The sequence below is a fragment of the Pseudomonas sp. DCB_BI genome (assembly GCF_026240995.1).
Taxonomy (GTDB): Bacteria; Pseudomonadota; Gammaproteobacteria; order Pseudomonadales; family Pseudomonadaceae; genus Aquipseudomonas.
Genome location: NZ_JAPFCG010000001.1, coordinates 286,228 through 309,448, shown reverse-complemented (window position 1 = coordinate 309,448; position 23,221 = coordinate 286,228). Strand labels below are relative to the sequence as shown.

General features: G+C 64.8%; 17 protein-coding genes and 1 pseudogene. 4 read left to right on the top strand and 14 right to left on the bottom strand.

Annotated features, from left to right (window positions below):
* Positions 1-199 precede the first annotated feature (199 nt).
* The 3 genes from ptsP to OO258_RS01340 are packed head-to-tail and all read left to right on the top strand — an operon-like array spanning position 200 to position 5,736.
* Positions 200-3,052, top strand: coding sequence for a phosphoenolpyruvate--protein phosphotransferase (ptsP, locus tag OO258_RS01350; RefSeq protein ID WP_266028562.1), 2,853 nt, complete (start codon positions 200-202; stop codon positions 3,050-3,052).
* On the top strand, positions 3,053-4,000 hold the full coding sequence (gene pfkB / locus OO258_RS01345) for a 1-phosphofructokinase (protein ID WP_266028561.1): 948 nt from the start codon (positions 3,053-3,055) through the stop codon (positions 3,998-4,000).
* On the top strand, positions 3,997-5,736 hold the full coding sequence (locus OO258_RS01340; protein WP_266028560.1) for a PTS fructose-like transporter subunit IIB: 1,740 nt from the start codon (positions 3,997-3,999) through the stop codon (positions 5,734-5,736). Before pfkB ends, OO258_RS01340 begins: the two co-directional genes overlap by 4 nt.
* Positions 5,737-5,796: 60 nt before the next feature.
* Here OO258_RS01340 and OO258_RS01335 read toward each other — a convergent pair whose 3' ends face one another.
* Positions 5,797-6,018 (bottom strand): DUF3820 family protein, encoded by a 222-nt coding sequence (locus OO258_RS01335; protein WP_266028559.1) that lies wholly within the window; start codon positions 6,016-6,018, stop codon positions 5,797-5,799.
* 203 nt (positions 6,019-6,221) lie between these two features.
* On the opposite strand from OO258_RS01335, the gene OO258_RS01330 reads away from it, so the two are divergent.
* The gene (locus tag OO258_RS01330) at positions 6,222-6,698 is read left to right on the top strand and encodes a ferritin-like domain-containing protein (protein WP_266028558.1); all 477 of its coding nucleotides are present in this window, start codon (positions 6,222-6,224) and stop codon (positions 6,696-6,698) included.
* Here OO258_RS01330 and OO258_RS01325 read toward each other — a convergent pair.
* The 13 genes and pseudogenes from OO258_RS01325 to OO258_RS01265 all read right to left on the bottom strand — a co-directional run bounded on the left by OO258_RS01325 (position 6,695) and on the right by OO258_RS01265 (position 23,209).
* Complete coding sequence (locus OO258_RS01325; RefSeq protein WP_266028556.1) at positions 6,695-8,185, bottom strand: sensor domain-containing diguanylate cyclase; 1,491 nt, start codon at positions 8,183-8,185, stop codon at positions 6,695-6,697. The two genes, OO258_RS01330 and OO258_RS01325, sit on opposite strands and share 4 nt — an antisense overlap.
* Positions 8,186-8,363: 178 nt before the next feature.
* Positions 8,364-9,698, bottom strand: coding sequence for an OprD family porin (locus OO258_RS01320; protein WP_266028555.1), 1,335 nt, complete (start codon positions 9,696-9,698; stop codon positions 8,364-8,366).
* Positions 9,699-9,903: 205 nt separating this feature from the next.
* Positions 9,904-10,128, bottom strand: coding sequence for a hypothetical protein (locus tag OO258_RS01315; protein ID WP_266028554.1), 225 nt, complete (start codon positions 10,126-10,128; stop codon positions 9,904-9,906).
* Between the two features lie 184 nt (positions 10,129-10,312).
* Positions 10,313-11,701 (bottom strand): heavy metal sensor histidine kinase, encoded by a 1,389-nt coding sequence (locus tag OO258_RS01310; protein ID WP_266028552.1) that lies wholly within the window; start codon positions 11,699-11,701, stop codon positions 10,313-10,315.
* A complete protein-coding gene (locus OO258_RS01305) occupies positions 11,676-12,350 on the bottom strand; it encodes a heavy metal response regulator transcription factor (RefSeq protein ID WP_110745539.1) in 675 nt (224 codons plus the stop codon). Before OO258_RS01305 ends, OO258_RS01310 begins: the two co-directional genes overlap by 26 nt.
* A gap of 9 nt (positions 12,351-12,359) precedes the next feature.
* Positions 12,360-15,452 carry a multidrug efflux RND transporter permease subunit gene (locus OO258_RS01300; RefSeq protein WP_266028551.1) on the bottom strand — a complete coding sequence of 1,031 codons (3,093 nt, stop codon included), beginning with the start codon at positions 15,450-15,452 and terminating at the stop codon, positions 12,360-12,362.
* Complete coding sequence (locus tag OO258_RS01295) at positions 15,449-16,612, bottom strand: efflux RND transporter periplasmic adaptor subunit (protein ID WP_266028550.1); 1,164 nt, start codon at positions 16,610-16,612, stop codon at positions 15,449-15,451. The genes OO258_RS01300 and OO258_RS01295 overlap by 4 nt, the downstream gene beginning before the upstream one ends.
* 155 nt (positions 16,613-16,767) lie before the next feature.
* Positions 16,768-16,959, bottom strand: a pseudogene (locus OO258_RS01290) (YkgJ family cysteine cluster protein); the annotation flags it as partial.
* Positions 16,956-17,267, bottom strand: a complete 312-nt coding sequence (locus tag OO258_RS01285) for a hypothetical protein (RefSeq protein ID WP_266028548.1) — start codon at positions 17,265-17,267, stop codon at positions 16,956-16,958. The pseudogene OO258_RS01290 and the gene OO258_RS01285, both read right to left, overlap by 4 nt.
* Positions 17,268-17,355: 88 nt before the next feature.
* On the bottom strand, positions 17,356-18,255 hold the full coding sequence (locus OO258_RS01280; RefSeq protein ID WP_266028547.1) for a chemotaxis protein: 900 nt from the start codon (positions 18,253-18,255) through the stop codon (positions 17,356-17,358).
* A gap of 171 nt (positions 18,256-18,426) precedes the next feature.
* A complete protein-coding gene (locus OO258_RS01275; protein WP_266028546.1) occupies positions 18,427-19,611 on the bottom strand; it encodes an HlyD family type I secretion periplasmic adaptor subunit in 1,185 nt (394 codons plus the stop codon).
* Positions 19,608-21,776 carry a type I secretion system permease/ATPase gene (locus tag OO258_RS01270; protein WP_266028545.1) on the bottom strand — a complete coding sequence of 723 codons (2,169 nt, stop codon included), beginning with the start codon at positions 21,774-21,776 and terminating at the stop codon, positions 19,608-19,610. The genes OO258_RS01275 and OO258_RS01270 overlap by 4 nt, the downstream gene beginning before the upstream one ends.
* Entirely contained in the window at positions 21,773-23,209 is a 1,437-nt protein-coding gene (locus OO258_RS01265) for a TolC family outer membrane protein (protein ID WP_110744965.1), read from the bottom strand. The genes OO258_RS01270 and OO258_RS01265 overlap by 4 nt, the downstream gene beginning before the upstream one ends.
* Positions 23,210-23,221 lie beyond the last annotated feature (12 nt).

Genomic DNA, 23,221 nt, shown 5'->3' with positions numbered 1-23,221 from the left:
ATTGTCGCAATTGTCCGACAGGATGGGGCTTTTTCCTCGGCAGATTATCGAGTAACGTGGCCACTTGGTCAGATTAAACGTTTCAGCCGCCTAATTTTCTGCCTCGGCTGCCGTCCCTGCAAGGCTGTTTACTGGCCCTTTATGTGAATTTCACAACAATACTCCAGTACCCGAACGGGAACTGCAAAAGGAGAAGGTCATGCTCGAGCTCGCCAAGGAGCAGATAGCCATGGGCCAGGTGGCCGCCGACAAAGCCGGCGCACTGCGCCTGCTGGCGGAGCGGCTGGTTGCCGATGGCCTGGTCGCCGACGGTTACCTGCAGGGGCTACAAGCCCGCGAAGCGCAAGGCTCAACGTTCCTTGGCCAGGGCATCGCCATCCCGCACGGCACGCCGCAAACCCGTGACCTGGTGTATGCCACCGGCGTGCGCCTGTTGCAGTTCCCCGAGGGGGTGGACTGGGGTGATGGCCAGATGGTGTACCTGGCCATTGGTATCGCCGCCCGTTCCGACGAACACCTGCGCCTTCTGCAACTGCTGACCCGAGCCCTGGGCGAGACCGATCTGGCGCAAGCGCTGCGCCGGGCCAGTTCTGCCGAGGCGCTGCTCAAGCTGTTGCAGGGGGCGCCCCAGGCGCTGGCGCTGGATGCACAACTGGTCGGCCTGAACCTGCCAGCCGAAGATTTTGACGAGCTGGCCTGGCGCGGTGCCCGCTTGTTGCAGCGCGCCGACTGTGTCGACAGTGGCTTTGCCGCAGTGCTGCAACAGGCCGAGCCTCTGCCCCTGGGCGAGGGCTTGTGGTGGCTGCACAGCGAGCGCCAGGTGCGCCAGCCGGGCTTGGCCTTCATCACCCCGCAACAGCCGTTGCGTTACCGCGACCAGCCGCTCAACGGCCTGTTCTGCCTGGCCAGCCTCGGCGCTGCGCACCAGGCCTTGCTCGAGCGCCTGTGCGAAGTGCTGATCGAAGGCCGCGGGCAGACGCTCTACCAGGCCACCAGCAGCCGAGCCGTGCTGGAAGTGCTGGGTGGCGAGGCGCCGGCCGACTGGCCCAGCGCGCGTATCGTGTTGGCTAACCCCCATGGCCTGCATGCCCGCCCGGCCAAGGTGCTGGCGCAATTGGCCAAAGGCTTTGAAGGTGAGATCCGTGTGCGACTGGTCGACAGTGCGCAGCCGGCGGTGTCGGTCAAGAGCCTGAGCAAGCTGCTGAGCCTTGGCGCCCGCCGCGGCCAGGCGCTGGAACTGGTGGCCGAGCCAGGTATTGCCGCCGACGCCTTGCCAGTACTGCTGGCCGCCATCGAACAGGGATTGGGCGAGGAGGTGGAGCCGCTGGCGCAGAGCGTTGCGCCCGTTGCCGATCTCGTACCTGAAGTGTTGCAGGCCCCCGTTGCCGGCAGCCACATTCAGGGCGTGGGTGCGGCCCCCGGCATTGCCTGTGGCCCGGCGCATGTGTGCGTGGAGCGGGCGTTCGACTACCCCCTGCGCGGCGAATCGTGTGCGCAGGAGCGGCAGAAACTGCGCGAAGCCCTGGCTACCGTGAACGGCGAACTGCAGGCCTTGGTGCAGCGCAGCGACAAGGCGATTGGCGAGATCTTCGTCACCCACCAGGAAATGCTCGCCGACCCTGCCCTGAGCGACGATGTCGAGCAGCGCCTGGCCCAGGGCGAAAGTGCTGCGGCGGCATGGATGGCCGTGATTGAAGCGGCCGCCCGTCAGCAGGAATCGCTGCACGATGCCTTGCTCGCCGAGCGCGCCGCCGACCTGCGTGACATTGGCCGCCGCGTGCTGGCGCAGTTGTGTGGCGTGCAGGCGCAGGTCGAGCCCGAGCAACCCTACGTGCTAGTGATGACCGAAGTCGGCCCGTCCGATGTCGCCCGCCTGGACCCCGAACGGGTCGCCGGTATCGTGACCGCCCAGGGCGGTGCCACCGCCCACAGTGCCATTGTCGCGCGTGCCCTGGGCATCCCGGCAGTGGTCGGCGCAGGTGCGTCGGTACTGTTGCTGGAAAGCGGCACAGCGCTGCTGCTCGATGGCCAGCGCGGCTTGGTCAGCGTCGCCCCGCCAGCGGATGAACTGCAACGGGCGCTGGCCGAGCGCGACCTGCGCGAGCAGCGTCTGCAGGCCGCTTGGGCCAACCGCTTCGAGCCCGCCGTCACCCGCGATGGGCACGCTGTCGAGGTGTTCGCCAACATTGGCGACAGCAGCGGCATCGCCAAGGTGGTGGAGCAGGGCGCCGAAGGCGTGGGCCTGCTGCGCACCGAGCTGATTTTCATGGCCCACCCGCAAGCGCCGGACGTGGCCACCCAGGAAGCCGAATACCGCCGTGTCCTCGATGGCCTGGACGGGCGCCCGTTGGTGGTGCGCACCCTGGACGTCGGCGGTGACAAGCCGCTGCCGTACTGGCCGATCGCGGCCGAAGAAAACCCGTTTCTCGGCGTGCGTGGCGTACGCCTGACCCTGCAGCGCCCGCAGGTGATGGAAGACCAGTTGCGCGCCTTGTTGCGCGCAGCCGACCAGCGCCCGCTGCGCATCATGTTCCCGATGGTTGGCCAGGCACACGAGTGGCGCGAGGCGCGGGCCATGGTCGAGCGCCTGCGGGCAGAACACCCTGTGGCCGACCTGCAGCTGGGCATCATGGTGGAAGTGCCTTCGGCAGCCCTGCTGGCACCGCAACTGGCGCGCGAAGTGGACTTCTTCAGCATCGGCACCAACGACCTGACCCAATACACCTTGGCCATCGACCGTGGCCACCCCAGCCTCTCGGCCCAGGCCGACGGCCTGCACCCAGCGGTGCTGAGCCTGATCGACATGACCGTACGCGCCGCCCACGCCCACGGCAAATGGGTAGGTGTGTGCGGTGAGCTGGCCGCCGACCCGCAGGCGGTCGCCGTGCTGCTGGGGCTGGACGTGGACGAGCTCAGCGTCGCCGCGCGCAGTATTGCCGAAGTCAAGGCCCTGGTCCGCCAGGCCGATCACCAGACAGCCCGCGCCCTGGCGCGCGAGGCACTGCAACAGGACAGCGCCGCAGCGGTTCGCGCGCTGGTGGAGCGTTACTGAATGGCCAAGATCCTCACCCTCACATTGAACCCGGCACTGGATATCACCGTTGGCCTGGGCACCCTGCGCCCGGGGCAGGTCAACCGCAGCCAGGCGCAGCACAGCCATGCTGCCGGCAAGGGGCTGAACGTTGCCCAGGTGCTGGCCGACTTGGGGCACAGCGTGACCGTTGGCGGTTTTCTCGGGCAAGACAACTTGCAGCCGTTCGAGGCGCTGATCGGCTGGCGGGGTTTTGCCGACTGCTTTGTGCGCGTCCCGGGCGAAACCCGCAGCAACATCAAACTGGTCGAGGCGGATGGCCGCGTCACCGACATCAACGGCCAGGGCCCGGAAGTGGACGAGGCGGCACGCACTGCCTTGCTGCGCCGCCTGGAACAGCTTGCCTCGGGCCACGACGCGGTGGTGGTGGCTGGCAGCCTGCCGCGCGGGATCGATACCGACTGGTTCCGCCAGTTGCTCGAACAACTCAAGGCGCAAGGCCTCAAGGTGGCCCTGGACAGCAGCGGCGACGCCCTGCGTGTCGGCCTGCAGAGCGCACCCTGGCTGGTCAAGCCCAATACCGAAGAGCTGGGCGAGGTGCTTGGGGTGGCTGTGGATAACCCGGCGCAACAGCGCGCTGCCGCCGAGCGCCTGCTGGCCAGTGGCGTCGAACATGTGGTGGTGTCGGCGGGCGAGCAAGGTGTCAGCTGGTTCACCCATGACCTGGCCTTGCATGCCTGCCCGCCCAAGGTGCGGGTCGCCAGCACGGTGGGGGCGGGGGACTCGCTGGTGGCTGGCATGGTTCACGGCTTGTTGCTAGGCGAAGCGCCCGCGCAGACCTTGACCCGTGCCACTGCCATCGCAGCCCAGGCCGTAACCCAGGTCGGCTTCGGCATTCGCGATCGCGAGCAGCTGGCACTGCTGGAGGCCGCAGTGCAACTGACAGAACAACAAGAGGGTTGCCGATGAACATTGCCATTGTCACCGCCTGCCCCAATGGCCAGGTGTCGAGTGTGCTGAGTGCCCGCTTGCTGTCTGCCGCTGCCCAGCGGCGTGGCTGGAGCACCAGTGTCGAGGTGCAAGATGCCGAACACCCCGAGCGGCAGCTGAGCGCTGCGCAGATCGCCGAGGCCGACTGGGTGCTGGTGGTCAGCACCGGCCCCGTGGACCTGGCCCGCTTTGTGGGCAAGCGCCTGTTCCAGAGCACGCCGTCGCAGGCCCTGGCTGACCGCGAAGGCTTCCTCGATGAAGCCGCGGCCAACGCCCGCTTGCTGGCGGAGGTGCCGGGTAGCCCTGTGGTTGCTGACCGTTCAGGCGCGCGCATCGTTGCAGTCACTGCTTGCCCGACCGGCGTCGCCCATACGTTCATGGCTGCAGAGGCCCTGCAGCAAGCCGCACAACAATTGGGCTATAAGCTCACTGTCGAGACCCAGGGCTCGGTCGGTGCGCGCAACCCTTTGTCTGCCGAAGCCATCGCAGAGGCCGACGTGGTGCTGCTGGCTGCTGACATCGAAGTACCCACTGCGCGCTTTGCCGGCAAACGCATCTACCGCTGCGGCACCGGCATCGCCCTGAAGCAGGCGCGGGCCACCCTGGACAAGGCCTTGGCGGAAGGCAAAGTGGAAAGCAGCGCTGACGCCGCAGCGGTGACGGCTGCGGCCAAGGGCGAGAAGACCGGGGTGTACAAGCACCTGCTCACCGGCGTGTCGTTCATGCTGCCGATGGTGGTGGCTGGCGGCCTGCTCATCGCCTTGTCGTTCGTGTTCGGTATCGAGGCCTACAAACAGCCGGGCACGTTGCCGGCGGCGCTGATGCAGATTGGTGGCGAGGCCGCGTTCAAACTGATGGTCCCGCTGCTGGCGGGGTATATCGCCTGGTCCATCGCCGACCGCCCAGGGTTGGCCCCCGGCATGATCGGCGGCTTGCTGGCGAGCACCTTGGGTGCAGGCTTCATCGGAGGCATCGTCGCCGGGTTTCTCGCCGGTTACAGCGCCAAGGCCATTGCCCGCTGGGCCCGGTTGCCCAGCAGCCTGGAAGCGCTCAAGCCGATCCTGATCATTCCGCTGCTGGCCAGCCTGTTCACCGGCCTGGTGATGATCTACGTGGTTGGCCAACCGGTAGCGGCAATGCTCGAGGGCCTCACCCATTTCCTCGACAGCATGGGCACCACCAATGCCATCCTGCTGGGGCTGTTGCTGGGCGGCATGATGTGTGTCGACCTTGGCGGGCCTATCAATAAAGCTGCCTATGCCTTCTCGGTGGGGCTGCTGGCTTCATCGAGCTATGCACCGATGGCGGCGACCATGGCCGCCGGCATGGTGCCGCCGATCGGTTTGGGTATCGCCACTTTCATGGCCCGGCGCAAGTTCGCCCAGAGCGAGCGCGAGGCGGGCAAGGCAGCACTGGCGTTGGGGTTGTGCTTCATTTCCGAAGGTGCGATCCCATTTGCCGCCAAGGACCCATTGCGGGTCATCCCGGCCAGTGTGGCAGGCGGTGCGTTGACGGGGGCATTGTCGATGTATTTCGGCTGCAAGCTGATGGCGCCGCATGGCGGGTTGTTCGTGCTGCTGATCCCCAATGCAATCAACCATGCGTTGCTGTATTTGCTGGCGATCGTGGCGGGCAGCTTGCTGACGGCAGTGGTGTATGCGCTGATCAAGAAAAGCGAGCGGGTGGAATTGGCGGTGGCGCCGGTGAAAGGGTAAAGACTCCCATCGGGGCCAATGGCCTCTTGGCGGGCGTGCCCGTCAAGGGGCCGGAACAGGTCAACGCCGATGTTTGTGCCGCAACGGCACCAGCAGGTCCCCCAGGCCGTTATGGTCGATCTCATGCATCAACGCCAGCAACCCACCTAGCTCGCCGGTCGGGAAGCCTTTGCGCGCGAACCAGGCCAGGTAGTCCCCGGGCAGGTCGGCAATGGCCCGCCCTTGGTACTTGCCAAAGGGCATGGTCCGGGTCACCAGCAGTTCGAGGGTTTCCGGCTTCATCTATGCTGCACCTGGCTGTGGGAAAGCGCCGACCATACTGCAATCTGCACGAAGGCCCAAGCGGCAATCATGCAGAACACCGCTACCACGCTTCCTTCGTATTTTTATAAGGCATTGATTTAAAAGGAATTTATTGAATTCTCAGGGTTGGCACGAACGCTGCTCCAGTAAAGGTGACTATCACCTGCCAAGGAGTTCGTACCATGAGCAACCCCAACAAAGACGTTATCGACGTGCTCAACGACCTGATCGAGTACAGCAAGGATGGCGAGAAAGGTTTCAAGGCCTCGGCCGATGATGTGAAGAACCCAGAGCTGAAAGCGTTCTTCGTTCAGCGTGCTGGCGAATGCGCCAACGCTGCCGGTGAATTGCAGAGCGAAGTGCGCCGCCTGGGCGGCGACCCGGAAACCTCCACCAGCATCAGCGGCGACCTGCACCGCGGTTGGGTCAACCTGAAGTCGATGGTCACCGGCAAGGATGAAGAAGCGGTGCTCAACGAAGTGGAGCGTGGCGAGGACCATGCCCTGAAGGCCTACAAGGAAGCCCGCGAAAAGTTGGTCAAATTGGGCCGCACTGCCACCGACACGACCTATAGCCTGGTGGAAAAACAGCTGCAAGGTGTGCAGCGCAACCATGACCAGGTCAAGGCCCTGCGTAACGCCGCCCGCGCCCGTTCTTAAGCCTCGGGCCCCTCTACCCGGTTACGGCCTTTGGCCTTGGCCCGGTAGAGGGCTTCGTCCGCAGCGCCCAGCACCCGGCTCAAGTCGTGCTGGGAGCCGGACAGGCCGATGCCAATGCTCACCGTGACTGAGTGAGCATCGTCGGCAAACGGTGCCAGTGCCTCGACACTGGCCCTGATGCGTTCAGCCAGCAGCTGGGCGCCAGCCAGGTCGGTCTCCGGCAGCACCACCTGGAACTCTTCCCCCCCATAACGTGCAGCCAGGTCGGCCGGCCGGCGTATGCACGCCTCAATGGTCTTGGCCACTTCGCGCAAGGCATGGTCGCCACCGGCATGACCATGTCGCTGGTTGAATGCCTTGAAATGATCGACATCGACCATCAGCAGTGCCAGCGGCTTGCGGTTGCGTTGGGCGCGGGCCCATTCCTGGCGCAGCACCTGATCCAGCCGGCGGCGGTTGGCCAGACCCGTCAGGCTGTCGGTGGCGGCCAGCGTAGCCAGGCCCTGTTCGGCGTCGTGGCGGCGGCGTAATTCGCGACCCAGCAGGAAGGTCAGCCAGAGAATGCCCACGCACAGCACCCCGGTTGCCGCGCTGACCAGAATGGCGGTGCGGCGCCAGGACTGGAACACCTCATCAGCCGAGTGCACCACCAGCACGATCAACGGTAGCTGCGCGACCCGGGCGAAGGTATACATGCGCGGCTTGCCGCTGGTAGCCGAACGGGCGGTGAAGCTGCCGCTCTGCTCACTGAGGATGCGCTTGAAGTTCGGCCGTTCGGCGTAGTTGGTGCCGATCATCAGGTCTTGCGGGTGGGAAGGCTGGCGGGCGAGCAACTGGCCGTCGGCATTGAACAGGTTGATGCTGCTGTCGTCGCCAATGTCCAGGCGCTTGAACAGTTCACTGAAATACGACAGGCGCAGCGCCCCTGCCGCCAGCCCGTCGAACTCGCCGTGGGGGCCGGAAATGCGCCGGCTGAAACTGATGCACCATTCCAGGCCGCCGAGCTTGGCCTTGAATGGTGGGCCTACCAGCAGCCCGAGGTTGGCGTTTTGCTGATGCGCCTTGAACACCCCCGTGTCGCCGAAGTTGGCCTGGCGCGGCACGCTGCTGGCGGAATCACCGACCACGTTGCCTTGCTGGTCCAGCCACAGCACGTCACCACGCTTGCGGTCGATGAAGGCCTCGTTGAACAGCAGGCGCTGGCGCAGCGGGCCCGGGATTTGCGGCAGTTCCTTGCGCCCGACCGCCCAGATCAGGCCTTGCAACGACTGGTCGTAAAGTTCGACGTTGCGCAGGATATCGCTTTCGATCAGTTGCACGATGTTGTTCGACGCCCGCACTGCCGACAACTCCACGCTGTCGCGCTCGCGGGCCAGCAGGTAGCTGACGATGGCCACGATGGCGAGCACGGCAAGGCAACTGCCCAGGTTGAGGGTCAGCTCCGGGTGCGACCTGTAGAGTGCTAGACGCGGGGATTGGGTGGGCATGCTCGCTACTGCAAGGACAGGGCCATTCGCGGCGGCGACATTCTAGGGAAGCAGAGATTGTCGGACAAGATTTGTCCGACGGAATCACGATTTACTGCACTTTCGATTTGCCGTGTACACCTGTGGTAGCGGGTGAACCCGCTACCACAGGGTTATAGGTGATGCTTTCCGCGCAAGATCAGAACACGTTCAGTGGGTAATCGACGATCACCCGCAGTTCATCGTTGTCGCTGTTGCTGTCGATCGAGGCATAGCCCTGGCTGCCACGGTGGGTGGCATAGCGCACCAGCACCGACAGGTCTTTCAGGTCACCTTCCTGGAATACGTATTTCACGTCCAGGTCGCGTTCCCAGTGCGTGGCGTTCTTGCCGTCGGCGCGGTAGTAGTCGTAGTGGGTGGTGTCCTGGGTGGCCTTGGTCAAGTCCGCCTCACCGCGCGAGTACGACAGCGAGCTGGTCAGGCCGGGCACGCCGACACCCGCGAAGTCATAGTTGTACTGCAGCTTCCACGAGCGCTCGTTAGGGGCGTTGAAGTCCGAGTACATGCGCGAGTTGTCCAGGTACACGCTGTCGCCCAGGTTGATGTAGTCGAACGGCGTGTTGCCATTGACCCGCTGGTAGGCGGCAGTAACGCTGTGGTAACCGGCGTTGACGGTGAAGTGCACGCTGTAGGTGTTGTTGTCGATCTTGCCCAGCAGGGCCTGGCCGGTGTCCTGGGTATGGTAGAAGTGCACGCCCGGGTTCAGGCTGACCAGGTCGTTGACCACGTAGGTGTAGTCGAAGTCGGCGTAGTACTGGTTCCAGATGTCCTTCAGCTCGGCGGCGTACAGGTTGGCGGTAATGTTCGGGGTACCGCTCCACGACGCGCCGGCCCAGTTCAGGTGTTTGCTCTTGTCGTGCTCGCCGAGCGAGCCATAGTAGGTGTCGATGCGGCGGTGGCCGCTTTGGTTGTACGGGTGGGTGAAGCTCACCTGGCCGCCTTCGAGCAGCAGGCCGTCGACGCTGGTGTTGGTCAGGCTCACACCACGGAAAGTCTGCGGCAGCATGCGGGTTTCACCGCCGGCGATCACCGGGTTGGTGAGGAACAGGTCGCCGGCTTTCAGTTCGGTGTCGAAGGCTTTCAGCTTGACCGCGGCACCGGCAGTGGAGAACGCGTGCGGGGCTGCGCCCAGCTCGCCATCGTCCTTGATGTGCTCGGGCAGGATGCTGGTGCCGGCATGGCCGCCACCGCCGTCGAGCTTCAGGCCCAGCATGGCATGGGCGTCCAGCCCGAACCCGACCACACCTGGTGTGTAGCCCGACTCGAAGCGCGCCACCGCGCCCTGGCCCCACTCGCGGGTGTCGCGCACGTCGGCGTTGTGGTTGTCGCGGTTGAAGTAGGCATTACGGAAATGCAGGTTGAACGACGAACCTTCGATGAAGCCATCAGCCTTGTCTTCATCTGCCTGGGCGGCGTAAGGGATCGTTGCAGTCAACGCAATGAAAAGCGGGGTAAAACGAAACGCGGAAGGCACCGGTACTAGCTCCTTTGGTCTGACGGTGGGGCAGTTGTTATTTTTGAATGTGCGTCTTTTTTATAGGTGAACGTTACAGCCGGGCTGAGAGTTACAGCACATAAAAAAAGCCGCTGATCGGCAGCGGCTTTAAAAGGCTAACATATCGGCACCGGTGGTGCCCATGGCGTAGCCAAGGGAAAACGGATGCAGCGACAGCGCTTGATCAGCTGTCGGCGTTGGCATCGACAGAAGCCTTGGAAGCTGTCTGGGGTGCGTCTTTTGCGGCGTCTGCCTGCTGTGCGGCTACGGTCTCGCGGGCGTCTTGATGGACCGCGCTGAACTCGGCATTACGGGCGACGAAAGCGGGGGATTCTTCGGCCATGGCCAAGGGCGACAACAACAGGGACGACAGGACGAAAACGCTGGCAATACCCATACTGTTGGACATTTGAAACTACCTTCTTGCTGTGCAAGTGCTAATGAGGACGAGCTAAAGTTAGTCCTTTCGATACACTTGAAACAGAGCGAAGTGCGATAAGCACTGTTGCGCAAAAGGTAACGATCCCTGCACAAGCAATAGGACTTTCGGCGCAAAGCCGCATGCTAGAGCCCCTGTGGCTCGCGACCTCTTGTCAGGTATGGGGCGGCAGCCTCATGCCAAAGGTATTCAACCCCGCACCACTGCGCACAAACACCTCCCCCCCATGCATCAGCGCAATCGCCTTGACGATCGCCAGCCCTAACCCATGGTTACCGCCACCACTGTTGGTGCGCGCTGCATCCACCCGGTAGAAACGCTCGAACAGCAATGGCAAGTGCTCGTCGTCAATCGCCGGGCCAGGGTTGCTCACGGCGATGCTGACCTGCTCGGTCCCGGCATCGATCTGCACCTGGATCACCTGGTGCGGTGCGGTGTGCTGTACGGCGTTGTTCAGCAGGTTGATCAGTGCCCGGCGCAACTGCGCCTTTTCGATCGGCGCCTGGGCATCGCCGCTGACGCTGACGCTGACCTGGGCGTCCTCAAGGATGTAGTCCAGGTAGTCGAGGGTGGTCGCCACTTCCTCGGCCAGCGACGCCTGAGTCAGGGCGGTAGCCTTGCTGCCCTGGTCGGCGTTGGCCAGGAACAGCATGTCGTTGATGATGCTGCGCAGGCGCTCCAGTTCCTCCAGGTTCGATTGCAGCACCTCGAAGTAGTGCTCGGCGCTGCGCCCGCGGGTCAACGCCACCTGGGTCTGGCCGATCAGGTTGGTCAGCGGCGAGCGCAGTTCGTGGGCGACGTCGGCGTTGAACGCTTCCAGCCGCGAATAAGCCTGGCTGACCCGGTCGAGCGCGGCGTTGAAGGCATCAGCGAACTGCGCCAGTTCCGGGGCCAGGTCATGGGTTTGCAGGCGCCCGTTCAAGCGCGGGGGGGCCAGCGCCTGAGCTTCTCTGGACAGTGCCAACAAGGGGCGCAGGCCAATGCGCGCCACCCAGTAGCCCAGGACCGATGCCAGCAGTATGCCAAACACCGCCAGGCCGATAATCGCTACCAACAGGCTGTGCTGGGCCTGCCAGAAGGTTTCGGTATCGATACCGATCATGAAGCGCAGCGCCGGCCGTTCACCCAGCGCCGGCAGCTCGCTCACCAGCACTTTGTACGGGTAGGGCCGCTCGGGCAGGCGCAGGTCGCGCATGCCCTGCGGGCCTTCGGCGAAGGCGCGTACCAGCTCGCTGGGGTGGCCATACTCATAGGCCGGGTTGCTGCTGACCACCCAAAAGCGAATACGCTTGTCCTCTTCGCTGAGCAGGTTGAGCTTGTTGTTGATCTTGGCCCAATGCTCCGGCGTACCGAAGCGGTTGAGGGTGGATTCAAGCACGCTGAAACGCGCATCCAGCTCCGCTTGTGGCAGCAGGTCCAGGCTGCGGTCGACCTGGCGATACAACGCCGAGCCGATCAGCAGGAACACGCCCAGTGCCACCAGGATGAACAGTGCCGACAGGCGCAGCGCGATGGAGTTACCCCGCACGGTTTTCCAGGACATAGCCCATGCCTCGGATGGTGTGCAGCAGCTTGTTGTCGAACGGCCCGTCAAGCTTGGCGCGAAGGCGCTTGATTGCCACCTCGACGACGTTGGCATCGCTGTCGAAATTGATATCCCAGACCAGCTCGGCAATCGCCGTTTTCGACAGGATTTCACCCTGCCGGCGGGCCAGCACGCTGAGCAGCGAGAACTCCTTGGCAGTCAGGTCCAGGCGCTGGCCAGCACGCGTGGCCTTGCGCGCCATCAGGTCGATCCACAGGTCGGCCACCTGTACCTGCAGGGGTTCATGGCTGCTGCTACGGCGGGTCAGGGCCTGCAGGCGGGCGACCAGTTCAAGGAACGAGAACGGCTTGCCCAGGTAGTCGTCGGCACCTTCGCGCAGACCATGGATGCGGTCTTCGACCCGTTCGCGGGCAGTGAGCATGATGACCGGGGTCTGCTTGCGCGCACGCAGGGCGCGCAGCACGCCGTAGCCGTCCAGACCCGGTAGCATCACGTCCAGTACGATCACCGCGTAATCACCCTCCAGGGCCAGGTGCAGGCCGTCGATGCCATCGCGCGCCAGGTCGACGTTAAAACCCTGCTCGGTCAGGCCGCGATGCAGGTAGTCAGCGGTTTTTTCTTCGTCTTCGATGATCAGCACACGCATGGTCTTGTCCTAACTGGCACTTGGCGCTGCCTCGCGGGCAGCCTGGCGGCGGTGGAACAGGCGCTCCAGGGCCAAGTATATGACCGGGGTGGTGAACAGCGTCAGCGCCTGGCTGACCAGCAGGCCGCCGACCACGGCAATGCCCAATGGCTGGCGCAGTTCGGCGCCGGCGCCAAAACCGAACATCAGCGGCACCGCGCCGAGCAGGGCGGCCAGGGTTGTCATGATGATCGGCCGGAAGCGTGTCAGGCAGGCCTGGTGGATCGCCTGTTCCGGTGTAAGGCCTTGTTGGCGCTGCGCTTCGAGGGCGAAGTCGATCAGCAGGATGCCGTTCTTCTTGACGATACCGATCAGCAGCACCACGCCGATCAGCCCCATGATGCTGAAGTCCTGGCCCATGGCCCACAGTAAAATCAGCGCACCGAGGCCTGCCGAGGGTAGGGTGGAGATGATCGTCAGCGGGTGTACGAAGCTCTCGTACAGCACGCCAAGAATGATATACACCGCCACCAGCGCCGCCAGGATCAGCCACGGTTGGCTCGACAGCGAGCTCTGGAAGGCCTGCGCCGCGCCCTGGAAGTTGCCGCTGATGGAATCGGGCATCCCCAGTTCGCGTTGGGTGCGGTCGAGGATGCTCACCGCATCGCCCAAAGCCACACCGGGTGCCAGGTTGAACGACAGGTTGGCCGCCGGGAATAGGCCGTCGTGGCTGATCGACAATGGCCCGGTGCTGGGCGGCGCCACATGGGCCAACGCCGAGAGCGGCACCATTTCGTTGGTCAGTGGCGAGCGCAGGTAGAAGAAGTTGAGGCTTTCGGCCTTGCCGCGCTGGTGCGCATCCAGTTCGAGAATGACCTTGTACTGGTTGGTATCGGTCTGGAATTCGCTGATCTGCCGCTGGCCGAAGGCGTCGTACAGCGCCTGGTCGACGTCGGTGGTGGTCAGGCCGAAGCGGGCCGCAGCCTGGCGATCGATGTCGATTCGGGTAACGCTGGCGCCCAGTTGCAGGTCATTGGACAGGTCGCGGAACGCCGGGTTTTCCCGCAGCCGCTCGGTCAGGCGCTGGGTCCACAGGTTCAGTGCCTCGCCGTCGTTGCTCTTGAGCACGTACTGGTACTGGGTGCGCGAAGGGCCGGAACTGAGGTTGATGTCCTGGCCGGCGCGCATGTACAGGACAATGCCCGGTACCTGGGCCAGCTTGGGCCGCAGCCGGTCGATCAGTTCGCTGGCCGATACATCCCGTTCGCCACGTGGCTTCAGGGCGATCCAGAAGCGGCCGTTGGCGATGGTCTGGTTGCTGCCGGTAACGCCCACCGAGTGGGAGAACGCGCGCACCGCCGGGTCGGCACCGATGATTTTCGCCAGCGCCTGGTGTTTTTCGATCATCGACGGGTACGACACATCCGCTGCCGCCTCGCTGGTACCGAGGATGAAACCGGTGTCCTGCAACGGGAAGAAGCCTTTGGGGATGGCCACGTAACCGGCCACGGCCAGCGCCAGGGTTACCCCGAACACACCGAGGGTCAGGCGCTGGTGGGCAAGGGCGTGGTCAAGACCCTTCTCGTACCATTTGACCAGGCGCTCGCCAAAACCGCCCTTGTGCTCGCCGGGCGGGCGGCGCATGAACAGCGCGCAGAGGGTAGGCGCCAGGGTTAACGAAACCACCACCGAAATCAGGATGGTGGAAGTGGCAGTAAGGGCGAACTCCTTGAACAGCCGGCCAACCACACCACCCATGAACAGCAGCGGGATGAACGCGGCTATCAGCGAGAAGCTGATCGACACGACGGTAAAGCCGATTTCCCCGGCGCCTTTGAGCGCTGCCGTGCGGCTGTCATCGCCGGCCTCCAGGTGGCGATGGATGTTCTCCACCACGACGATGGCGTCATCGACCACGAAACCCACTGAAATGACGATAGCGACCAGGGTCAGGTTGTTCAGGCTGAAGCCGAGGATGTACATCAGCGCGCAGCTGGCAATCAGCGACACGCCAAGCACGCTGGACACCACCAGGGTCGCTGACCACTGGCGCAGGAACAGCGCCATCACCCCGATCACCAGGACCACGGCGATCATCAGGGTCAGCTCCACTTCGTGCAGCGAGGCGCGGATGGTCTGGGTGCGGTCCTGCAGCACCGACACCTCGACCGAAGCCGGCAGCATCTCCTGCAGCTTGGGCAGGGCGGCCATGACGCGGTCCACGGTATCGACGATGTTTGCGCCGGGCTGGCGGAAGATCACCAGGTTGAGCCCCGGCTTGTCACCGGACCAAGCCTTGACGTAGGCATTTTCGGCACCGTTGATTACCTTCGCCACGTCCTTCAGGTGCACGGGGGCGCCGTCACGGTACGAGACGATCAGTTGGGCGTAGTCCTCGGGGTGGAACAGCTGGTCGTTGGCGGCAATGGTCGACACGCTGTGCTCGCCGTACAGCGCGCCCTTGGCCAGGTTCAGGCTGGTCTGCTGGATGGCCTGGCGCAGGTCGGCCAGGGTCAGGCCGATGGCCGCCAGCTTCTCGGGTTGCGCCTGCACACGAATGGCCGGGCGCAGTTGCCCGGTGATGTTGATCAGGCCGACCCCTTCGATCTGGCTCAGCTGCCGGGCCAGCAGGGTTTCGGCGTAGTCGCTCAGGTCGTTGCCGGGCATCTGGTCGGAACTGACCGTCATTACCAGCACCGGGCTGTCGGCCGGGTTGACCTTGCGCCAGGTCGGCGGGTTGGGCAGGTCTTGCGGCAGGCGTGCAGTGGCGGTGTTGATGGCCGCCTGCACTTCCTGGGCGGCGGTGTCGATGTTCTTGTCCAGCGTGAACTGCAGAATCAGTGTGGTCGAGCCCAACGCGCTGCTGCTGGTCATCTGGGTCATGCCGGGGATGGCACTGAACTGCACTTCCAAGGGCGTGGCGACCGAGGAGGCCATGGTTTCCGGACTGGCGCCAGGCAACTGGGCGGTGACCTGGATGGTCGGGAAGTCGGCCTCGGGCAGCGGCGCCACCGGCAGGCGCGGGAAGGCGATGGCCCCCAGCAGCACCAAGGCGAAGGTCAGCAGCAAGGTGGCTATGGGGTGGTCGATGCACCAGGCCGAAACACCGTTGCGCGTGTTCATGGCTGGCCCCGGCTGTCGGCCATTTCCGACGGTGCGGGCGCGTTGGGGGTGACCTCGACCCGTGCCCCCGGCTTGAGCCGCGACTGGCCATCGAGCACCAGGCGCTCGCCCGGCTTGACCCCGGCAATGATGTTCTGCCCGCTGTCCTGGTACAGCACCTTGACCGGCACGCTGGTGACCTTGTCACCCTCCAGGCGGTAGACGAAATACCCGTCGACCCCGCGTTGCACCACTGGCGGCGGTACTACCAGGGCGTTTTCATCCACGGCGGTACGCAGGCGTATGGTGACCAACTGGCCTGGCCACAGGCGGCCAGCTTTATTGTCGAACTCGGCTTTCACCCGCACGGTGCCGGTGGTGGCGGAAACCTGGTTGTCGATCAAGGCCAGGTGACCTTCGCCGAGCAGGCTGCGTTCTCCGTCGGCGTCCATGTAAGCCTGCACCAGTGCCGGGGCGGGTGCCTGGAGCAGGCTTTGCAGGGTCGGCAGCATCTGCTGCGGCAGGGCGAACTCCACGGCGATGGGGTCGATCTGGGTGACGCTGAACAGGCCTTGGGTATCGCTGGTGCGCACCAGGTTGCCTGGGTCGACATTGCGAATGCCTACACGGCCGGTTACCGGTGAGCGGATCTGGGTATACGACAGCTGCACTTCGGCGTTGGCGATGGCCGCCTGGTTGCCTTTGACCGTGGCCTGCAGCTGGTTGACCAGTGCCTGCTGCTGGCCGAGTGTCTGCTTGGACACGCCGTCATCGCTGCTAAGCAGGCGGTAGCGCTTGAGGTCGACAGCGGCTACCTGGATCTGCGCCTGGCTCTGGCCGAGCTGGGCGCGCGCCTGGTCGAGCTGGGCACGTATGGCGCGGTCGTCGAGGGTCGCGAGCAGGTCGCCTTGCTTGACCCACTGGCCCTCCTTGACCAGCACTTGGGTCAGCACCCCCTCGACCTGTGGGCGCACGTCTACGCTGTGCAGCGACAGCACCGAGCCGATGGCGCTGGCGTAGCGCGGTACGTCCTGCTGCGCGACGCTGACCACGCGCACCGGGATGGCTGCTTGCGCGCGGGGGCCAGGGGCTGGCTGGCGCTGGGCGAACCAACTCCCAGCGACTACCAGGGCCAACAGTGCCAGGGCGGCAAGTAGGGCAGAGCGGGACGGACGTCGCATCGGTGCGGGCACCTTGGCCAGTGGGGTGGGAACGGTGGTCAGTATTCAATCTTATAGCCGCCGAACCGGGTCGGCAGCGTGACCGCTGGCTGACAGGCGTGTCAGTTTCAGTTCTCCGGCCGCAGCGGTATATGCAGGTTGATTTCTACAGGCTAGGTGCGGCAGACCAACGGCAGCTGTTCATAGATGATGCACAGGTCGTTGTCGTCGAGGTTGCGGCAAGGCCCAGGGGTGAAGGCGACAAAGGTCACCGACACGCGCGCTTCGTCGTTGCCGCAGTGAGCTCGGTACGAGCGGCGCAACACATGCTCACGCTGCTCCAGCGGCATGCTCGGGCCGTCGGTCACTTGGCCTCCGGGCTCCATTCACTGACAAAGGCCCGTTGCTGTTGGCGGTCGTACAGGCACAGTTCGGTGCCGGTGCGCTGCTTCATGTGCTTCTGTGGGTAGACGCCCTCGATCAGCAAGGCACTCATGCCCACCTGGTCATCGAATTCCACGGGCTTGCCGCGGGCGTGGGCGTTCTTGAACTGGCTGGCGGCCAGGCAGGCCTTGAGCATCTGTTGGCGCTGCTCGTTCCAGGCCTGGCTGCTGGAGGCCTGGGCAAGGCCGCTGAAGAGGGCGCAGCCGATCAAAATGGAGCTGAGAAACTTCATACGCGATTCCGGCAAATTGCTTGCGAGGGGCGAGAATTATGCCCGACTCCCCCCCGACGGCAAGCCGGGGAGTTTGTCGCTGAATATATCAGCGCTCGGCGAACACCACGGTACGCGCGGCCACCACCAGACAATCGGTCAGCTCTGGCGAAGAGAACTTGGTAAGGATGGCATTGGCCCCGGCCTGGGTCGCTTTCTCGCTGCTCATGGCGCTGTCCAGCGAGGTGTGCAACAGCACGTACAGGTGGTGGAAGTCGGGGGTTTCACGCAGGGTACGGGTGAAGGCGTAGCCGTCCATCTCGCTCATTTCGATGTCGGAAACGATCACGTTGATCTCCTGGGCGGTGCCTTGCAGCTCAAGCAGAACGTTGATTGCGTCCTTGGCGCTGCGCGCGGTGTGGCACTCGATGCCGAGGTTGCGCAAGGTATGCACCGACTGTTGCAGGGCCACCTGGCTGTCGTCTACGACAAGGATGTTGGCGGCGGCCAGCAGGCTGGCGTCTTCCTCGCTCAAGGTACCGTGGGGTGGTTCGGCCACGGGCGGGGCGATGGCGTGGATGACTTTCTCGATGTCCAGCACCTGCACCAGGGTGTTGTCGACACGGGTTACGCCTGTGATGAAGGAGCGGTTGCCCGACGCGTAGGGCGGCGGTTTGATGTCGGTGCTCAGGCAATGCACGATGCGGCTGACCGCCTGCACGTGCAGGCCCTGGCGCGAGCGGCTGATCTCGGTGACGATCAGGCAGCCGCCCTGCGGGTCTTCGAGCGGCCGCTCGCCAATGGCGCGAGACAGGTCGATGACCGACAGCGAATGGCCACGCAAGGTCGCAACGCCTTTCACGTTGGGGTGCGATTCCGGCAGTTTGGTCAGCGGCGGGCAGGGGATGATTTCGCTGACCTTGAGCAGGTTGATAGCCATCAACTTGCCGCTGCGCAGGGTGAACAGCAGCAGCGAAAGCGAGTCCGCGCGGGCTTTTTGCGTGGCCATGGTGACCTTCGGTGGGGAACAGGGGATAACCCGTTATCGGCGCTTTGGCGGCTGGCTTTAGGGTATTGATGGCAGTGGGTGGGGTCGCCTTGGTTTTTGTGTTGCCAGTGAGACCGAGCGCCGCCCGCGCGGCGCTCGGTCTCACTGGCAGCGCAAATCTTCCGTCATGCCCTACCGTTCGCGCAGTGCCTCCCTGGCTCGGTTCAGCGGTTTGATCAGGTAATCGAGGATGGTCTTCTCGCCGGTACGGATATCCACCGTGGCAATCATCCCTGGCACGATCGCGAAGTGCTTGCCGGCCTTGTTCTGCAAGCTGTCCTGTTCGGTGCGGATGAACACCCGGTAGTAATAGATCTCTGGTTTCACCTCATCCTGCAAGGTATCCGGCGAGATCCCCACCACCTTGCCATCCAGCCCACCATAGACCGAGTAGTCATAGGCGCTGATCTTGACCTTGGCCGCCTGGTCCGGGTGGATGAAGGCGATGTCGCGTGGGGCGATACGGGTTTCGATCAGCAGGCGCTCATCCATCGGTACGATCTTCATCACCTGGCCACCGGGTTGCACCACGCCGCCCAAGGTATTGACCTCGATGTCCTTGACGATGCCGCGGACCGGCGAGCGCAAGGTCAGGCGGGTAAGCGAGTCGCTGCGCCCGCGGACCACCTCCGACAAGCTGTCGGCCTCGGCGCTGGCCTTGGCCAGTTCTTCCCGGGCTCGCACCAGGTAGTCGGAGCGCGCCTCGTTGGCCTTGAGCTCCAGCTCTGAACGCTGGCGGTTCAGGCGGATCACCTCGACCCGGCTCGAGGCGCCCATCTTGGCCAGGTTCTCGGTGATCTTCAGCTCGCTGCGCACCAGTTGCAGTGAGTCCTCGATCCCTGCCAGGGTCTGTTCCAGGCCGCGGCGGCGGGTCTGGTACAGGGCGGTTTCGGCGTCGATCAGCTCGGGCGAGTCGCGCAGGCTGGCTGGGAAGGTCAGTGGCTTGCCGGTTACCTCGGCCTGCAGGCGCGCCTGGCTGGCCTTGGCCGCGCGGTACTTGGCCTCGCTTTCACCCACGCTGGAGGCAGTCTTGGTTGGGTCGAGCTGGGCCAGGATCTGGCCGCGCTCGACCAGGTCGCCCTCGGCCACGCTCATCTGCGCGACGATGCCGCCCTCGAACGACTGGATCACCTGCTCCCGTGAGCTTGGGATGACCTTGCCGGTGCCGGTGGAGACCTCCGTGACCTCGAACCAGGCTGCCCAGGCCACGAACGCCGCCAGCATCAGCGCGCACAGGGTGATGATACGACTGGCGCGGAATACCGCCTGGTCGTCCTGGCCGTCCAGGTAGGAGGCCGGGAGTTCATGGTTGCTCATGCCTGCGCTCCTTGCAGTTTGGCCAGTGCGGCATCGCGTGTGTCATCGATGACGATGCGCCCGCCATCGAGTACCAGAATGCGGTCGACCCGTTGCAGCACGCTCAGGCGGTGAGTAGCAATCACCAGGGTGCGGCCCTGGCAGAAGCGCTCAAGGTTATCCAGCAGCTTGCGCTCGGTCATGTCGTCCAGCGATGCGGTCGGTTCGTCCAGCAGCAGGACCTGCGGCTGGCGCACTAGCAGGCGGGACAGCACCAGCGCCTGGCGCTGACCGCCGGACAGGCCCAGGCCGCCTTCAAGGATCAGGTGGTCCATCCCCTTGGGCAGGCGGCGGACGAAGTCCAGTGCGCCAGTGGCGGCCAGCGCGGCCACCAGTTCCTGGTCGCTGGCCTGGCCGGCGCCGAGGGTGAGGTTTTCCCGCAGGGTGCCGTGGAACAGCCGTGCGTATTGCGGCAGCAGGCCGACGTCGCGACGCAGGTCGGCAGGATCGAGGTGGGCCATGGCGATGCCGTCCAGGCTGACTTCACCCTGGACCAGGTCCATGGCCCCGCCCAGCGCTTGCAGCAGGGTGGATTTGCCGGCGCCGTTGCGCCCGAGCACGGCAATGCGCTCGCCAGGCTGAATATCCAGCTGGCCGATGTTCAGCACCGGCGGGGACTCTTCGCTGTAGCGGAAGTTGGCCTGGCGCAGTCGGTACTCGCCGCGGATGGCCGGCAGGTGCACGCGGGCTTCGCCTTCAGGGTGGTCGACCGGCGACTGCATCAGCTTGTCCAGGCCTTGCAGCGCTACCTTGGCCTGTTGCCAGCGGGTCAGGACATGGGTCAGCTGGGCCAGCGGCGCCATCATTCGCGATGAAAGCATCGACGCTGCCACCAGGCTACCGGTGGTGAGGTCGCCGGCGATTACCATGGGGGCGCCAACCACGATGACCACGGCGAACACCGCCCCCTGAACGTTCTGGGTCCACGTTACCAGGCCGTTGGTGAGGGTGCGCAGGCGCAGGTTGGTATGGGCACAGGCGGCGTTGTACTGGTTCCACTGGCGCTCGAAGCGTGCTTCGGCCTGCAGTGCCTTGATTTCGTCCAGGCCCTGAATGCTTTCCACCAGCATGGCGTTGCGCAGCGCCGATTCGCGCATAGAGGCGTTGGCCAGCCGCGCCAGGCGCCGTTGCGCCAGCAAGCCTGGCAAGACCATGGCCAGCAGCGCGACCAGCGGGATGAACACCAGCACACCGCCAATCAGCCAGAACACGAACAGGAACAGCAGGAAGAACGGCAGGTCGGCCAGCGCCGTGGCGGTGCTGGACGTGATCAGATCGCGGATCGACTCCAGCTCACGCAGTTGCGAGATGAACGAGCCGGTGGACTTCGGCCGTACCGAGTTGCGCAGACGCAGGGCATGGCCGTAGACCAGGTCACTTACCCGCAGGTCGGCGCGCTTGCCAAGCAGGTCGCTCACTTTCAACCGCAGCAGGCGCATGCTGAAGTCGAACACCAGCGCCAGCACGACACCGCCAAACAGCACGTACAGGGTCGGCAGCGATTCCGCGGGGATCACCCGGTCGTACACCTGCATCGAGAACAGCACCCCGGCCAGCGCCAGCACGTTGGCCACCAGCGAGGCCACCATCACCTGGCCGTACGGGCGCAAATCGCGCAGCACGATACGGGCGAACCAGTGGCGGTCGTAAGGTGCGGTGTAGTCGTCGGTACGCACGTCGCGCAGTGGCCGTGCCGGGCGCAGCAGGGCAACGCGGTTGATGCGGCCCTTGAGGGTGTCGCGGGGCAGGCGCGAGGTCAGGCCCTGGTCACCGGCAAACACCACTGCCAGGTCGTCTTCCTCGGTGACTGACTCGACCACAGCCAACTGGCCATCGTCCAGCTCCAGCACCAGCGGGGTGCGCCATTGCCGCAGGCCCTTGGCATCGAAGCGCACGAAGCGCAGGGCCAGCCCGGCCTGGCGGGCCATGTGCCGGAGAATTTCGTCGAGCGGTCGGGCATCCTCGACAGCGGCCAGGCGAATGCGCTGGGGCGATACATCCAGGCGGTAGTGGTGCGCGACCTGAAGCATCACTTCCAGCCATGGCCCGAGATCTGGCCGGTGGGCTTGGTCTGCGGCGGCAGCAGGAGCCTGGTTGGGCAGGGTCACATTGATCGAATCGCTCATGGCTGGATCTCCACACCTTGCAGGTTGCGCCCCTCAAGGCCAAAGGCCGTGCGCAGGGCGCCGGTGTTGTACAGGCAGTCGACATCCAGGCGCAGCAGATCGGAGCGGGTGCCGGCAAGTTCGAAGCGAGACTGATAGATCTCCTGCTCGGCGTTGAGCAGGTCGAGCAGTGGCCGGGTGCCCAGGTCCAGGTATTGGCGGCCGTAAAGCATGCGTGCTTCCTGAATGCTGACCTGGCGCGCTTCCAGCGAGCTCAGTCGTCGACCCAGCCCGGAGGTTTGTGCCACGGCCTCGGCCAGGCCGCGGCGAGCCTGCAGGCGGGCGGCGTCCTCGGCGGAGTCGGCCGCGGTCAGGGCATGGCCAGCGGCGCGGCTTCGGGCGCTGATGGCACCGCCCTGGTAAATGGGCACTTCGACGTTCAGGTAGATGCCTGCCTGGGTACGGTCCAGCCTGGCGTTGTCGCGGTTGTAGTCGTCGTCCAGGTAGTGGTTGACCTGCGGTTGCAACGACAAGGTGGGGTAGGCCTCGGCCTTGGCCTGGGCCAGTTCCGCCTGGCCTTGGGCGCGTTGGGCCAGGGCCATCAGCACCGCCGGCAGGCGGTCACCGCCCTGTGCGGGGCGTTTGCAGGCCTGGTTCAGTTCGTTGGGCGTGCCCTCGGCCAGGGCCGGCGGGGTGACGCGCCCCATCAGCGCAGCCAGGGTCGAGCGCCAGCGCTCGTATTGCGACTGGTACTCCTCCAGCGTGGCGCGGGCGCTTTCCACGCGAGACTCAGCCTGCACCACATCGGAACGGGTACTGGCGCCCATGTCGCTCCGCTGGCGCGCCATGCCGGCAATGTCGCCGACCCCGCGGATCTGGTCACGGGCAATGGTCATCAGTTGTTCGTAGCGGCGGGTTTCGATCCAGGCGTAGGCGGTGTCACGGGCCAAGTCATCGACCACCAGCAGGATATTGGCCTGGGCGCGGGCAGCGGCAGCCTGAGCCGCGCTGACGGCGCTGTCGACCTTGCCGAAGTCGTAGAGCATCTGCTTGAGCGACAGGTTAAGGGCCTGGCTGTTGCGGTCGCCGCCATAACCGGTGTCGTAACCGGTGCGGATACCGCCGGAAATCTGCGGGTAGTAACCCGCGCGGGCGACGTTGATGCCTTCGCCCTGCTTGTACAGGTTGCCGATGGCTTCGGCGATGCTTGGGTGCCATTGCGCGGCCTGCAGCACCGCGTCTGTCAACCCGAGGCGTTCGCCACTGGCCACCGGGGCCATGCCGCTCGGCGGCCGGGCAGGCACCGCCTCGGGCGCATCGCGTAACAGCGATGGCCCGATCTGGCGCAGTTGAGGGTCTATATCATCGGCTGCCTGGGCACCCGGGTGGAAATTCAGCGCCACGAGCCCGAAGGCTCCCAGCAACAGCGGTGACAGCGGACTGCTTCGCTTCACATAGTTCCCTTA